General features: G+C 76.0%; 12 protein-coding genes. 7 read left to right on the top strand and 5 right to left on the bottom strand.

The genetic code is table 11. The annotated features are described in order from the left end of the window. Positions 1-77: 77 nt before the first annotated feature. Positions 78-1,169, top strand: coding sequence for a PP2C family protein-serine/threonine phosphatase (locus ACFWP2_RS18070; protein WP_380452315.1), 1,092 nt, complete (start codon positions 78-80; stop codon positions 1,167-1,169). A gap of 33 nt (positions 1,170-1,202) precedes the next feature. On the opposite strand, the gene ACFWP2_RS18065 is transcribed toward ACFWP2_RS18070, so the two are convergent. Beyond that, complete coding sequence (locus ACFWP2_RS18065; RefSeq protein ID WP_380452313.1) at positions 1,203-2,042, bottom strand: poly-gamma-glutamate hydrolase family protein; 840 nt, start codon at positions 2,040-2,042, stop codon at positions 1,203-1,205. Positions 2,043-2,226: 184 nt separating this feature from the next. Here ACFWP2_RS18065 and ACFWP2_RS18060 point away from each other — a divergent pair, with 184 nt between their 5' ends. Then, complete coding sequence (locus ACFWP2_RS18060) at positions 2,227-3,180, top strand: DUF5995 family protein (RefSeq protein WP_380452311.1); 954 nt, start codon at positions 2,227-2,229, stop codon at positions 3,178-3,180. Here the strand turns inward: ACFWP2_RS18060 and ACFWP2_RS18055 are convergent. Further along, complete coding sequence (locus ACFWP2_RS18055) at positions 3,141-4,580, bottom strand: GuaB1 family IMP dehydrogenase-related protein (RefSeq protein WP_380452309.1); 1,440 nt, start codon at positions 4,578-4,580, stop codon at positions 3,141-3,143. The genes ACFWP2_RS18060 and ACFWP2_RS18055 overlap by 40 nt on opposite strands. Before the next feature lie 446 nt (positions 4,581-5,026). Between ACFWP2_RS18055 and ACFWP2_RS18050 the strand changes: the two genes are divergently transcribed. The 3 genes from ACFWP2_RS18050 to ACFWP2_RS18040 all read left to right on the top strand — a co-directional run bounded on the left by ACFWP2_RS18050 (position 5,027) and on the right by ACFWP2_RS18040 (position 7,993). Then, complete coding sequence (locus ACFWP2_RS18050) at positions 5,027-6,445, top strand: SDR family NAD(P)-dependent oxidoreductase (protein ID WP_380452440.1); 1,419 nt, start codon at positions 5,027-5,029, stop codon at positions 6,443-6,445. Positions 6,446-6,466: 21 nt separating this feature from the next. Then, positions 6,467-6,928 (top strand): NUDIX hydrolase, encoded by a 462-nt coding sequence (locus ACFWP2_RS18045; protein ID WP_380452306.1) that lies wholly within the window; start codon positions 6,467-6,469, stop codon positions 6,926-6,928. A gap of 402 nt (positions 6,929-7,330) precedes the next feature. Next, positions 7,331-7,993 carry a hypothetical protein gene (locus tag ACFWP2_RS18040; protein ID WP_380452304.1) on the top strand — a complete coding sequence of 221 codons (663 nt, stop codon included), beginning with the start codon at positions 7,331-7,333 and terminating at the stop codon, positions 7,991-7,993. A gap of 28 nt (positions 7,994-8,021) precedes the next feature. Here the strand turns inward: ACFWP2_RS18040 and ACFWP2_RS18035 are convergent, their stop codons facing one another. The 3 genes from ACFWP2_RS18035 to ACFWP2_RS18025 all read right to left on the bottom strand — a co-directional run bounded on the left by ACFWP2_RS18035 (position 8,022) and on the right by ACFWP2_RS18025 (position 10,149). After that, the gene (locus tag ACFWP2_RS18035) at positions 8,022-8,459 is read right to left on the bottom strand and encodes a hypothetical protein (protein WP_380452302.1); all 438 of its coding nucleotides are present in this window, start codon (positions 8,457-8,459) and stop codon (positions 8,022-8,024) included. 203 nt (positions 8,460-8,662) lie between these two features. Then, entirely contained in the window at positions 8,663-9,340 is a 678-nt protein-coding gene (locus ACFWP2_RS18030; protein WP_380452300.1) for a YoaK family protein, read from the bottom strand. 74 nt (positions 9,341-9,414) lie between these two features. After that, positions 9,415-10,149, bottom strand: coding sequence for an MgtC/SapB family protein (locus ACFWP2_RS18025; RefSeq protein WP_380452297.1), 735 nt, complete (start codon positions 10,147-10,149; stop codon positions 9,415-9,417). A 477-nt stretch (positions 10,150-10,626) separates the two neighbouring features. On the opposite strand from ACFWP2_RS18025, the gene ACFWP2_RS18020 reads away from it, so the two are divergent. Both ACFWP2_RS18020 and ACFWP2_RS18015 read left to right on the top strand, forming a co-directional pair. Then, positions 10,627-11,397, top strand: coding sequence for an ABC transporter ATP-binding protein (locus ACFWP2_RS18020; RefSeq protein WP_380452294.1), 771 nt, complete (start codon positions 10,627-10,629; stop codon positions 11,395-11,397). Continuing rightward, the gene (locus ACFWP2_RS18015) at positions 11,394-14,150 is read left to right on the top strand and encodes an FtsX-like permease family protein (protein ID WP_380452292.1); all 2,757 of its coding nucleotides are present in this window, start codon (positions 11,394-11,396) and stop codon (positions 14,148-14,150) included. Before ACFWP2_RS18020 ends, ACFWP2_RS18015 begins: the two co-directional genes overlap by 4 nt. Positions 14,151-14,338 lie beyond the last annotated feature (188 nt).

The following is a 14,338-nucleotide window of genomic DNA, read 5'->3' as shown; positions in this document are numbered from 1 at the left end:
CCGAGACCGGCCCGCCGAACTGGACCGCCGAACCGACCGACCGAACCGCCGGACCCGCCGGCACCACTGGAGGACGCGTGACCGCCGACGGCCCGGACGGGGTGCCGCCGCTGCACCTGCCGAGGCGGACCCGGCTGCTGCTCTACGGCGCGCTCCTGCTGCTGGTCGCCGCCGTGGTGGCCGCGCTGGCCATCGGGCCGGGGACCACCCTGGCCCCGCTGCTCGCGGTCGCCCCGGTGCTGGCCGGCGCGACCACCCGGCGGGCCCGGGTGCCGCTGCTGGTCGGCGCGGCGGCGCTGCTGACCGTCGGGCTGCTGGAGTCGACCAACGAGCAGCTTCCGCTCTCGGTCCGGATCAGCGTGCCGGTCACCGTCCTGGCCTCCACGCTGGCCAGCGCCGCCAGCGTCGTCCTGGTGGCGGCCCGCGAGCGGGAGCTGTTCCACGTCCGGACGGTGGCCGAGGCGGCGCAGCGGGCCCTGCTGCGCCCGCCGCCGGAGCGGATCGGACCGTTGCGCCTGGCGGTGCGGTACGTCGCGGCGGCCGCCGAGGCCCGGATCGGCGGGGACCTGTACGCCGTGGTGGAGACCCGTTACGGGGTGCGCATCCTGCTCGGGGACGTCCAGGGGCACGGACTGCCGGCGGTGGAGACGGCGGCGGACGTCCTCGGGGTGTTCCGGGAGGCCGCGCGGACCGAGCCCGATCCCGGCCGGCTCGCCGAGCGGCTGGACGCGGCGCTCGCCGCCCGGCCGTCGGACGAGGGGCGGTTCGCCACCGCGCTGCTGCTCGACGTGGCGCCCGACCGGGGGCCGGTGCGGCTGGTGAACTGCGGCCACCCGCCCCCGCTGCTGCGCCGGGCGGGCCGGGTGAGCGAGCTGGAGCCCCCGTTCCCGGCGCCGCCGCTGGGCCTGCTCGGGCTCACCGGCGGCGGGTACCAGGACCGGAAGTTCGACCCGGAGCCGGGCGACGTCCTGCTCCTGCACACCGACGGGGTGTCGGAGGCCCGGGACGCCGGGGGCGGGTTCTACCCGATCGCCGAGCGGCTGCCCGGCCTGCACGGCGGCTCCCCGGCGGACCTGCTGGACGCCGTGCTGGCGGACGTCGGCGAGTGGGTCGGGGACGCCGGGCTGGCCGACGACGCGGCGGTGCTGGCGATCCGCTGGGAGCCGTGACCGGCCCCGCGCCGGCGGCCGGCCCCCGAGCGGTCAGAGGACGGTCTGCCCGGCCTCCAGCCGCTTGACCGCCGTCCGGACGGCGGTCGCGTAGCTCCAGAACAGCGGCAGGGTGTTGGTCGCCCGCTCGGCGCGGGTGTTCTTGCCGGGGGCGAACATCGCGGTCCGCAGGTCGGTGGTCATCTCCAGCTGGGCGCCCATGCCGAGCAGGCTGCGGTTGCAGATGTTCTCCGTCGAGATGCCCGCGATCTCCTCCTCGCCGGAGGCGGTCACCGCCCGGATGCCCGCCGCCGCGAACTCCTCCATCAGGTACTGGCGGAAGGTGGCGTTCAGTCCGCCGACCAGCACGGCCTGGGCACCGGCCTCCAGGCCGGCCTGGGCGGCGGTGCAGCCGTGCAGCGACACCACGTTGAGGCTGCCGGCGCACATCGCCCGGGCCACGCCGTCGTCGCAGTGGGTCGAGGTGACGTGCAGTTCGCCGTTGTTGGAGGAGCGCAGGCCCTCGAACATCCAGAAGTCGTGGGTCGGCCCGGCGGCCGGGGTCGGGGTGAGGTCCGCCGGGTGGTAGCCGGCGATGGCCAGGCACAGTTCGGAGGTGCCGACCTCGATGCCGCCGCCGTGCGGGGCGATGACGGTGGTCCGGACGAACGGCCCGCGGCTCTGGAGGCTCTGGTCGTCGACCAGGTGCCGGCGGTAGCGGCGGCCGTAGTCCACGCCCTCGACCACGGTCGAACTGGCGTAGAGGGCCGTGTTGGAGGGGAACAGGTCGCCGGCGGCGCTCGCGGGGGTGCTTCCCACGACGGCGCCGAGGGTGCCGAGGGCGGGGGCCGCGGCGAGCGCGGTGATGAGGGTTCGTCGGTTGATCACGGTCACGGATCATGGCAGGAGGCGGGGGCTCGGAGAAGGACCTGGCGACGCCCTGGCCGGATCATGCCACGGGCGGGGACGACCTGATCGTGTGACACCGGCTCGGCGGACCCGTGCTGCGCCCACCGAGCGCCTGCTCACGCTGCCACGATGATGCGATCAGTGCACGATCGGCATCGGAGGGTGGCACATGCCGGACACGACGGTGGACCGCACGACGGCGGTGGATCGTACGACGGCGGTGACCGCGCAGGCGGCCCCGGAACGAGCCAGGGTCGAGCGGGTGGTCCGGCGGCTGCGGCGGATCGGGGCCGGACTGCCCCCGGCCGACGGGGTGGCGGTCTTCAACCGGCTCTACCTCACCGTGACGGAGGCCGTCCGCGACCGGCTGGGCCGCGGGCGCTTCGCCGACCCGCGCGCGGTGGCCCAGCTGGACGTGGTGTTCGCCGGGCACTACCTGCGGGCCGTGGCCGCCGACGCGGCCGGGCACGAGCCGCCCGCCAGCTGGCGGCCGCTGTTCGCCCTGCGCGCCCACCCGGGCGTGCTCCCGCTGCAGTTCGCGCTGGCCGGGATGAACGCCCACATCCAGCACGACCTGCCGCTGGCCGTCGTGGAGACCTGCCGCCGCCGGGGCTGCGAGCCCGCCGTCATCGAGGAGGACTACCACCGGATCAACCGGGTGCTGGCCGAGGTGGAGACGGCCGTCCGGGAGCAGCTGATGCCCGGGCCCGACCCGCTGGAGCTCGCCGAGCCGCTCACCCACCTGCTCGGCGTCTGGTCGGTCGCGGCCGCCCGGGAGGGCGCCTGGAGCGCCGTCGAGGCGCTGTGGGAGCTGCGCCACCTGCCGGGCGCGGCCCGGGCGTTCAGCACCGCGCTGGACGGTTCGGTCGGGCTGCTCGGCCGCGCCCTGCTGCTGCCGCTCGGAGCGCTGCTCCCACCCGGGCCGGACGGCGGGCCCGGCACCGGACGGCAGGCCCCCCCGACGGCCGCGGCCGCCCGGCTCCCCGAGGCGAGGAACCGGACGGCCGACGGTGCGGTCGCGGCGGGCGCGGCCGGCGGCACGGTCGCGGCGGGCGCACCGGGCCCGACGGGCGCCGGCGGCGATCAGGCCCAGCTGGAGTGCAGCGGCTTGCCCTCGGCGTAGCCGGCCGCGCTCTGGACGCCCACGATCGCCTTCTCGTGGAACTCCTCCAGGCTGGCGGCGCCCGCGTAGGTGCAGGAGCTGCGGACGCCCGCGATGATCGAGTCGATCAGGTCCTCGACGCCCGGGCGGGCCGGGTCGAGGAACATCCGGGAGTGCGAGATGCCCTCCTCGAACAGCGCCTTGCGGGCCCGGTCGTACGAGGAGTCCTGGGCGGTGCGGTTGCTCACCGCGCGGGCCGAGGCCATGCCGAAGCTCTCCTTGTACTGGCGGCCGTCGGCGGTGGTCTGGAGGTCGCCCGGGGACTCGTAGGTCCCGGCGAACCAGGAGCCGATCATCACGTTGGAGGCGCCGGCGGCGAGCGCCATGGCGACGTCGCGCGGGTGGCGCACACCGCCGTCCGCCCAGACGTGCTTGCCGAGCCGGCGCGCCTCGGCGGCGCACTCCAGGACGGCGGAGAACTGCGGCCGGCCGACGCCGGTCATCATCCGGGTGGTGCACATGGCGCCGGGGCCGACGCCGACCTTGAGGATGTCGGCGCCCGCCTCGACGAGGTCGCGGACGCCGGCGGCGGAGACCACGTTGCCGGCCACGATCGGGATCTTCGGGTCCAGGCCGCGCACCGCGCGCAGCGCGCTGATCATGGACTCCTGGTGGCCGTGCGCGGTGTCGACGACCAGTACGTCGGCGCCGGCCTCGATCAGTGCCCGGGCCTTGCCGGCGACGTCGCCGTTGATGCCGACGGTGGCGGCGATCCGCAGCTTGCCGGCCTCGTCCACGGCCGGGGTGTACAGGGTGGCGCGCAGCGCGCCCTTGCGGGTGAGGATGCCGACCAGCCGGCCCTCGCCGTCCACGACCGGGGCGAGCTTGCGGTGCGCCTCGGTGAGCTTGTCGAAGGCGGTCCGCGGGTCGATGCCCTCGTCCAGCACCAGCAGCTCGCGGGACATCACGTCGGCCAGGCTGGTGAAGCGGTCCACGCCCTGGCAGTCGGATTCGGTGACCACGCCGACCGGCTTGCCGTCCTCGACCACCACGAGGGCGCCGTGGGCGCGCTTGGGCAGCAGCGAGACCGCCTCGGCCACGGTGGCGCCCGGGGCGAGGGTGATCGGGGTGTCGAAGACCAGGTGGCGCTGCTTGACCCAGGAGACGACCTCGGTGATGACCTCGGTGGGGATGTCCTGCGGGATGGCGACCAGGCCGCCGCGGCGGGCGACGGTCTCGGCCATCCGGCGGCCGGCGATGGCGGTCATGTTGGCCACGACCAGCGGGATGGTGGTGCCGGTGCCGTCGTTCGAGGAGAGGTCGACGCCCTGCCGGGAGCCCACGGCGGAACGGCTGGGGACCATGAAGACGTCGTCGTACGTCAGGTCGTACGAGGGCTTGAGGTCGTTCAGGAAGCGCATGAAGAAGGGCTCTCTGGCTGGGGGGATACACCTCGGGTGCGGTTGCGGCGATGCCGCCGGAGCGCACTCGGGCGCCCGGCACCCAGCATTCGATTCTCCGTGAGGGTGGGGGCAAAAGCCAGTTCGAGGAGCATTGCTGGGGCTGTCCACAAACCGTGATCAATGCTCCGCGCGTAGACATGGAGGATCATCCAAAGACCCCCTCCCACGTCCGCTTTTCGCCCCGGTCCGGACCGCTCCCGTAGCATTCACGCGGTAACGGGCATGGCTTCACGCGTGTGGGCGTGGCGAACGGGAAAGCGGCAGCAGGCGTGAGCATCGGGCAGACCGACACAGAGCAGATCGACACGGAGCAGACGGACACCGGGCGGGAGCCGGTCGGGCGGGAGCCGGTCGGCGACACCGAGGAGGAGGTCGACTACGGCCCCGGCCTCGACCCCGAGCGGCTGAAGCTCTGCCTGGAGGTGCTCGCCGACCTCGACGAGCTGCACGTGGACCACCCGGACGCGATCACCGTCCGCAAGGCCGTCGGCGGCATATTCCGCACCCTCAAGCAGCGCCGCCGCCAGGAGACCCGGGCCCGCAAGACCGCCAACGACCGCGCGGTCACCGCCCGCACCGCCACCGGTGCGCCGTCCCGGATCGACGACGAGACGGCCGGCGCCTTCGGCCTGACCACCGTCACCACCACCGAGATCGCCGGCATCCTGGAGCGCCCGCGCTCCTGCTACACCTGCAAGCAGCGGTACGTCGAGGTCGACGCCTTCTACCACAACCTCTGCCAGGACTGCGCGGTCAAGAACCGCGCCCACCGGGACGCCCGCGCCGACCTCACCGGCAAGCGCGCGCTGCTCACCGGCGGCCGCGCCAAGATCGGGATGTACATCGCGCTGATGCTGCTGCGCGACGGCGCCCACACCACCATCACCACCCGCTTCCCCAACGACGCGATCCGCCGCTTCAAGGCGATGCCGGACAGCGCCGAGTGGATCCACCGCCTCAAGATCGTCGGCATCGACCTGCGCGACCCGGCCCAGGTGATGGCGCTGGCCGACGAGGTCGCCGCCGACGGCCCGCTGGACATCCTGATCAACAACGCCGCGCAGACCGTGCGCCGCCCGCCGGAGTCCTACCGCGAGCTGGTGAACGCCGAGTCCGCGCCGCTGCCGGCCGGCGAACTGCCGCAGTCCACCAGCATCGGCCGCTTCGGCAGCGGCAGCGTCGACCTGCCCGCCCTCCCCCACCAGGCGAGCGGCGGCGAGCAGCGGATCGCCGCCGAGGACGTCACCTCGCTCGCCCTGGTCACCGGCTCCGCCACGCCCGCCCGGATCGCGGCCGGCACCGCGATCGACGCCGGCGGCCTGGTGCCCGACCTCGCGGACACCAACAGCTGGGTGCAGACCGTCTCGGAGGTGGGCCCGGTCGAGCTGCTGGAGGTCCAGCTCTGCAACTCCACCGCGCCGTTCATCCTGATCAGCCGGCTGCGCCCGGCGATGGCCGCCTCGACGTCCCGCCGCAAGTACGTGGTCAACGTCTCCGCCATGGAGGGCGTCTTCTCGCGCGGCTACAAGGGCGCCGGCCACCCGCACACCAACATGGCCAAGGCCGCGCTCAACATGCTCACCCGCACCAGCGCGCAGGAGATGTTCGAGGCCGACGGCATCCTGATGACCGCCGTCGACACCGGCTGGATCACCGACGAGCGGCCGCACCCGGACAAGATGCGGCTCGCCGACGAGGGCTTCCACGCCCCGCTCGACCTGGTCGACGGCGCGGCCCGGGTGTACGACCCGATCGTGCGCGGCGAGGCCGGCGAGGACCTGTACGGCTGCTTCCTCAAGGACTACGAGCGCGCCAACTGGTAACCAGCCGAAGGAGATGGCGAGTTGAGCACAGCACCGACCGCACCGCTGCTCGGCGCCGGGATCATCGTGCCCACCGGGGACGGCCGGGTGCTGATCGGCCGCCGGATCACCGCCGGCGAGCCGCCCACCTGGAGCCTGCCCGGCGGCAAGGTCGACCTCGGCGAGTCCTTCGAGCGGACCGCGGCCCGCGAACTCGCCGAGGAGACCGGCATCGTGCTGCCCGCCGAGCGGATGCGGGTGCTCGCCGTCCACCTCGACCACGAACTCGGCCGGCCCCGGCTGACCGCCGCCGTACTGGCGCCGCCCAGCCTGGCCGAGGCCGTGGTCACCGAGCCCCACGCCTGCGCCGGCTGGGAGCGCTTCCCGGTGGACGCGCTGCCGGAGCCGATGTTCTACCCGTCCGCGCTGGTCCTCGGCAGCTGGCTGCCGGAGCTGTCCCCGCAGGTGCGGGCCGCGACGCACGGCTACCCCGTCACCCGCTGAGGGCGCCCGGCCCGCCGCCCGCCGCAGACGCCCGGCGGGCCCGGCGTCCGGGCGCGACATGCGGCCCCGAGCCGGGACGTCGTCAGCCCGCCTCCGGGGAACGGGCGGAGCACTGGCAGGCGCGGGCAGGGGGTGACCCCACGACCACCCCCTGCCCCATACCTCGACCCGGCGCCCCCACGGCCGATCCGGGCCACGGCCGCGCCCAAGCACCGGGAGGGCGCCGCCGCTCTCCAGCTTGCCCGCGCCGCCCGCTGATGCCGAGGGCCGAACGTCCCGGCCGCGGGGCCGAGCGGCCCTGGCGTTCCTCCGGATGCGCACGAGTCTTGTGCGCGAGGGGCCGCCGGGTGGACATTGGGGCGGAAGCGCCGTGCGTCTCCGCCTCCCTGAGGAGCCCTCACCGTGTCCAGCACACCCCGTCCGGCCCGGCCCGCGTCGCTCCCCCGACGCGCCGGCCGACAGCTGCGGCGGGCCCTCGGCACCCGGCACGAACCGCTCGTCCGCCCCCTCGACCGCTCCCGGGCCCGCGCCTGGCTGTCCGCCGTGCTCGGCGCGGTGCTCGCCCTCGCCCTGTCCGCGGGCGGCTCCCTGCTCCTCTACCGCGCCACCGAACACCAGGCGGCGGCCGACCGCGGCCGGCTGCGGCAGGTCGACGCCGTGGTCCGCGACCTCCCCGACCACGCCGCCGCCACCTCCGTGAGCGGCCGCTTCTCCGGCGGCCACGGCAACCGGATCGACGTCGACGCGGCCTGGACCGCCCCCGACGGCACCCAGCACGTCGGCACCGTCCCGGCCCCGCACTCCGCGGTCACCGGCAGCCACGTCCCCGTCTGGGTCGACCCGTCCGGCGCCGTCTCCGGCCCCCCGGCCCACCGCGTGGCCCTCGCGGTCTCCGCCGGCTGCACCGGCGCCGGGGCCCTCCTCGCCCTCCTGGCCCTGTCGGCACTCGCCCTCCACCTGCGCCTGCGCGGCCTCGACCGCCGCGCCGAGACCGCCTGGAGCACCGACTGGGCCCGCCTCGAACCCCGCTGGAGCGGCCGCGCCGGCCACTACCACGAGGACTGACCGCGCCCCGGGCCCGGGCCACGGCCCGTCAGTCGCCGGTGACGCCCCAGAAGTAGAGGCCGTCAGGAGCGCCGTCCGGTCCGTAGGTGACCGTGCAGCAGCCCGATCCCCGGAAGGAGGGCGGGAAGTCGAGGTCGCCCGCGCCCTTCTCCTCGGCGGCGCGGACGGTGCCGAGCGACGGCCGGTCGGTGCCGAACAGCTCCACGACCTCGGCCCCCGCCACCACCCGGACGTCGCCGTGGTCCTCCTCGTCGACGGCGCAGTGGACCACGGTGACCACGTCGAGCACGGAGTGCGCGCCGCCCTCCTCGTCGAGACACCCGGACTCCATGAGCTCCGCGAGCGAGGCGAAGCCCTCCAGCCGGTCGTACCCGCCCTCCGCGAAGACCCTCTCCCGCAGGACGTCCAGGGCACCCTGGAGGTCCTCCCGGTACGGAACCGCGTACGACCAGGCGCTCGCACCCATCCGACTCCCCCGTCCTTCCCGGCGGTCCGCAGGCCACGGACCCGCCGGGACCATAGCGCACCGGAGGGACGGCGGCCCCACACCGGGCGGGGGCGGATCCGGAGGCACGGCGGGTGGGCGACGCCCCTCCCCGACCGCCCGCGGAGCACCGACCCGCCCCGACGACCCCGCACCGGCGGAACGGCGGCACCGCCGCCGCCCGGTCAGCGGGGGTGGGTCCAGGCCGGGGCGGGGGTGGGTCTGGCGGCGTGGTGGGTGAGGGCCGCGACGGCGAGGAGGAGGGCGAGGGGCAGGGCGAGGGCGACGGGGACGTTCGCATGGAGGACGAGGAGGGCGCCGAGGAGGGCGCCGGCGAACATCCAGACGGCGGAGGCGAGGCGGCGGGGGCCGGTGCGGTCGGCGGCCAGGGCGGTGATGGTCATGGTGAGCACGGTGGTGGTGAGGTCGGGGACCTTCAGGGCGCGGACCACCGCGTTCTGGCCGCCCATGGCGAAGCCGAGCAGCCCGATCAGGGTGTATCGGGCCGGGTCGGAGGTGTGGCCGGCCGCCGCCGCCAGCACGGTGGCCGCCGCGACCAGCGCCGACTGGACGGCGACGGCGGCGGTCAGCAGGTGTCCGCGGTGGCCGGGCAGGCGACGGGCGAGGTGGCCGCCGGCCAGGGCGCCGAGCAGGAAGGCGGCGAGGGCGGCCAGCGAGGCGGTGGCGGACAGGTTGGCCGCGCCGGCCAGGGCGAAGCCGAGGAAGACCACGTTGCCGGTCATGTTGGCGACGAAGACGTGGCCGAGTTCGAGGTAGCTGACCGCGTCCACCACTCCGGTGACCACGGTCAGCACCAGCAGCATCGGCACCAGCGGCCCGTGCTCGGGATCGGGGGTCGGCATCGGGCCTCCAGTCGGTCCGGGGTGAGGGGTCGGGCGGCGGGCGGTTCCGGGCGTACGGGTCGGGGGTGCGCGGCTCAGGCGAGTGCCGGGTTGCCGGGGTCCTCCGGTTCGTCCTCCAGGTGCCAGTGCAGGTCGCGTACGCCCGGTTCCAACGACAGCCGGGTGACGACCTGTTCGAGTGCCGGGGCGACCGCTCCGCTGATCGCGACGGTGGCCCGCAGGCTGGTGGCGTCCCCGCTGTCGGTGCGGCGGGCGCGCAGGCCGGTCGGGGCGAGCCCGGAGGCGGCGAGGGCCTGGAGCAGCAGGGCCCGGATGTGGGTCTCGGACTTGCGGTCGCATTCCAGGTGGACGGTGGCGCGGCTGGTGGAGTCCGGGTCGCTGCCGGACTGCGGGGCCCGGTCGAGCAGTCGGCCGGCCGGGCGCAGCACCAGGTGGACGGCGAGCACGGCGAGCGTGCCGAGGACGGCGAACCATAGCCGGCCGCCGGCGGCCAGCACCCCGACGGCGGCCGAACACCACAGCGTGGCGGCGGTGTTGAGGCCGCGCACGCCGGCGCCGTCGCGCAGGATGACGCCACCGCCGAGGAAGCCGATGCCGGAGACGACGTACGAGGCGACCCTGGTGGGGCTGCCGGTGTCGCCGACGGCCTCGCTGTACAGCACGAACAGGGTGGCGCCGGCGGCGACCAGGGCGTTGGTGCGCAGGCCGGCCATCCGGGCCCGCCACTGGCGTTCGACGCCGATCAGCGCGCCGCAGGCGACGCCCGTGGCAAGCCGGACCAGGAAGTCGGCGGTGGTCAGGGTGTGCACGACGGCACCTCCTTCACGGGAGGAGGGGACGGACGGGTGGCGGGCCGGCGCCCACCGACCGTCCGCGCGGGCGGGCGGTGACGTGCGGTCGGCAGCCGACGGTTCGGCGCGCGGCCTCGACGACCTCGATGATGGCCATCGCCCGCGCGGCCGACGGGTAGGCGCGCAGGGCGGGCGCCTCGACCCCCACGGGCCGCCGCGTCCGCACCTGACCACGCGTCGGCCTGACCGCACGTCGGGCGACGAGCTCGGCAGCGTGACACCCCCGCCCCCCCGGACCCGCAAGCCGTCCCGAGCTTAGACCGACCCCGAACGATCCGTGCCGGGTTCCGCCCACATCCTCGACAGCTTTGTAGAAGTTTGACCGAACCTCACCACCCCCACCACCCCACCCGGGAACCATTCCGCCTTGCCTCACGTCCTCCGGCATATATAGTTCACCGACATATGCAGCTGAACAGCTCACGAGGGGGAAGTGTGTCCCACACCGATCCGACCCGGCCCGCACCCGTCCTGCGCCTGGCCGACGTCACCCGGGTGCACGGACGGGGTGCCGCCGAGGTGCACGCCCTGCGCGGCATCGACCTGGCCGTCCACCCGGGCGAGTTCGTCGCCGTCATGGGCCCGTCCGGCTCCGGGAAGTCGACCCTGCTGACCCTGGCCGGCGGGCTGGACCAGCCCAGCGACGGCGAGGTGCTGGTGGAGGGGGTCGCGCTCGGCGGCCTCGGCCGCGGCAAGCTCGCCGACCTGCGGCGGCGCTCGATCGGGTACGTCTTCCAGGACTACAACCTGATCCCGGCCCTGACCGCCGCCGAGAACATCGCCCTGCCGCGCGAACTCGACGGCGTCCCGGGGCGCCGGGCCCGCCGGGAGGCGCTGGCCGCGCTGGAGGAGCTGGGCATCGGGGACCTCGCCGACCGTTTCCCGGACGACATGTCCGGCGGCCAGCAGCAGCGCGTCGCGATCGCCCGGGCACTGATCGGCGAGCGCCGGCTGGTGCTCGCCGACGAGCCGACCGGCGCCCTGGACTCGGCCACCGGCGAAGCGGTGCTCGCCGTCCTGCGCGCCCGCTGCGACGCCGGCGCGGCCGCGATGATGGTCACCCACGAAGCGGCCCACGCCAGTTGGGCGGACCGGGTGGTCCACCTGCGGGACGGCGCGGTCGCCTCGGAGACCCCCGGCCGCCGCTCCTCCGCCCGGCTCTCCGCGGCGCACCCCTCCGGCACGCTCGGCGAGGTGGCGCGGTGAGGCTCGGAGCCTGGCGGGTCGCCCTGCGCATCGCCCGCCGCGACGCCCTGCGGGCCAAGGGCCGCAGCGCGCTGATCGCGGCCATGATCGCGCTGCCCGTGCTCGGCGTCACCGGCGCCGACGTGGTCCACCGCAGCGGGCAGCTGACACCGGCCGAACGGGTCGAGCGGGTGGTGGGCCGCGCGGACGCCCTGGTCACCGCGCTCGCCCCCGGTCAGCCGGTCGAGCAGGCCCCGATCGCCGAGGACGGCGCCTTCTCCGTCCAGCCCCGCCCCGGGGAGCGGCCGACGGCCGAGCAGGAGAAGGGCGCGAGCACCGACCCGGCCGCCCTGGTCGCCTCGCTGCTGCCGCCCGGCAGCGTGCTCGTCGCGGCCCGGCCCGGTCCGGAGGCCGGCGCGTCCTCGCCCGAGGGCCTGGTCCGCACTCTCACCACCGAGGCCGACCTCGGCGACCCGGTCTGGCGCGGCCGGCTCGACCTGGTCGAGGGCCGTGCCCCGAGCGCCCCGCGCGAAGTGGCCGTCACCCGGGCCTTCCTGGACCGCTCCGGGCTCGAGCCCGGCGCCACCACCACCGTCCAGGGCCTGGAGGGCACCAGCTACACCATCACCGGCGTCGTGGAGCACCCGGGCGAGCTGGGCCGGGTCGAACTCGTGGCCCGGCCCGGCGAGTTGATCGACCCGCTGAACACCGCGCTGAGTGCCGCGCCGGCCGGCGGCGGGCCCGCCGCGGAGAAGCCCTCGGCCGCCCGGTCCGCCTGGCTGGTCCGGCTGCCGTCCGGGCCCGGCCTCGGCTGGGCCGAGGTCCAGCGGTTCAACGCCCACGGCTACACCCTGACCGCACGCTCGGTGGCACTCGCCCCGCCGCCGGAGCAGGCCGTCCCCTACTACCGCGACGCGTTCCGCTCCGGCGACCGAACGACCGCCGGCAACACCAGGATCGTCGTCGCCACCGTCACCGGTATGGCGCTGCTGGAGGTCGCCCTGCTCGCCGGGCCCGCCTTCGCGGTCGGCGCCCGCCGCTCGCGCCGCCAGCTCGCCCTGCTCGGCGCGGCCGGCGGGAGCCGTGCCCACGTCGGCGCGGTGGTGCTCGGCGGCGGCGTGGTCCTCGGCGCGGCCGGTGCGGTGGTCGGCGTGGTGCTCGGCACCACGGTGGTCGCCGTGCTGCGGCCGTGGATCGAGCGGATCGGCGGGGCGCGCTTCGGCCACTTCGCCGTACCGCCGCTGGACCTGCTGGCGATCGCCGGGATCGGTTTGGTCACCGCGCTGCTCGCGGCCGCGCTGCCCGCGATCCAGGCCGCCCGCCGCAGCGTCACCGCCGGACTGACCGGCCGGGACACCGTCCGCGGGCCCAGCCGGCTGGTCACCGTGTGCGGCGTCGCGCTGCTCGCCCTCGGCGCCGTCCTCGCGATGTACGGCGCGGCCGCGGTCCAGCGCGACCAGCCGGGCGTCGGCGGCTACGACCTCCGTACCCTCACCGTGCTCGGCGGCTCGGTGACCGCCGAACTCGGCCTGCTGCTCTGCACCCCGATGCTGATCGCACTGATCGGCCGGACAGCCGGCCGGCTCCCGCTCGGGCCCCGGCTGGCGCTGCGCGACTCCGCCCGGCACCGCTCGCGGACCGCTCCGGCGGTGGCCGCGGTGATGGCCGCGGTGGCCGGCGCCGTCGCCATCGGCGTCTACTCCACCAGCACCGACGCCGAGAACCGGCGCGACTACCGGCCGCAGGCCCCGTACGGCGCCGTCCAGCTGACCAGCCACACCGAGGGGCCCCGACTCGCCGAGGAGCGCGCCGAGTTGGAGCGCCAGCTGTCCGGGCTCGGCCCGCGCGGCGATCTCGGCGAGGTGCTGTACCGCTTCTGCGACAACTGCTCCAGCACCGTCCAGCTCAAGGGCCCGGAGGGGATCCGGCGCACCGCCTACGCCCCGCCGCACCTGGCCGCCGGGGACGCCACGGTGCTGCGCAACCTGTTCGACATCCACGACCAGGGCGCCGAACAGGCGCTGGCCGCAGGCAAGTTGCTGGTCTTCGACCGGTCCCTGGTGGGCGCCGACGGCCGGGCCGTGCTGCTGCTGCGCGGCGGGGGCGGCGCCCCGCTGCAGCCGGGCGAGGTGCCCAAGCCCGACCTCCAGGAGGTGCCGGTCGACGCGGTGCTGGTCGACGATCCGGACGCCGCCGGCTTCGCCCAGGGCCTGGTGATGCCCTCCGCGCTGCCCGCGCTCGGCCTCTCCGCCCGGCCGACCGGGTCGGTCTGGCTCCCCGCCACCCCGCCCGACCGCAAGGCGCAGCAGCGGGCCGAGGCGGCCGCCGTCCGGCTCGACCGCTTCGCCCAGCTGACCGTGGAGCGCGGCTACCAGCCGAAGAGCGACGCGCTCACCCTCGCGCTCACCGGCTTCGCCGGGCTGGTCGTGCTCGGCGCGGCCGGGATCGCCACCGGGCTGGCGGCCGCCGACTCCCGGCAGGACCAGGCCACCCTGGCCGCCGTCGGCGCGCCCCCGCGGATCCGGCGGAGCATGGCGGGCCTCCAGTGCACGCTGATCGCCCTGCTGGGCGCCCTGCTCGGGGCGGTCAACGGGTTCGTGCCGGCGGTGGGGCTGCTGAAGTCCCGGGCCAGCGGGTTCGGGGCCAAGCCCGCGCTGATCACCGCGCCCTGGGGCGAGCTGCTGCTGATCGTGCTGGCGCTGCCGGTGGTGGCGGGGCTGCTCGCGGCGCTGTTCACCCGCTCCCGCGTCCCGCTCGGGCGGCGGCTGTCCTGAGCCTTGGACCCCGGCCGGCCTGAGCCTCGGCCGCCTGACGGTGGCCGGCCGCGGACACGGCTTGAACACCGGCCGACCACCACCTCGCCACCACCCGCGTCGCGGCCGGGGCCCCCCCCCCCCCCCGGGGGGGGGGGCCCCCCCCCCCCCCCGGGGCCGGGGGGGGCGGGCGGGGGGGGGGGGGGGCC

This window comes from Kitasatospora sp. NPDC058444 (assembly GCF_042721415.1).
Taxonomy (GTDB): Bacteria; Actinomycetota; Actinomycetes; order Streptomycetales; family Streptomycetaceae; genus Kitasatospora.
This window is presented reverse-complemented; position numbering and strand designations above follow the sequence as displayed.

Bases quoted from the DNA above. Each gene is read 5' to 3' on its own strand.
- ACFWP2_RS18060 (WP_380452311.1), top strand. From the start codon at position 2,227: ATGCCGGACACGACGGTGGACCGCACGACGGCGGTGGATCGTACGACG.
- ACFWP2_RS18055 (WP_380452309.1), bottom strand. From the start codon at position 4,580: ATGCGCTTCCTGAACGACCTCAAGCCCTCGTACGACCTGACGTACGAC.
- ACFWP2_RS18035 (WP_380452302.1), bottom strand. From the start codon at position 8,459: ATGGGTGCGAGCGCCTGGTCGTACGCGGTTCCGTACCGGGAGGACCTC.
- ACFWP2_RS18030 (WP_380452300.1), bottom strand. From the start codon at position 9,340: ATGCCGACCCCCGATCCCGAGCACGGGCCGCTGGTGCCGATGCTGCTG.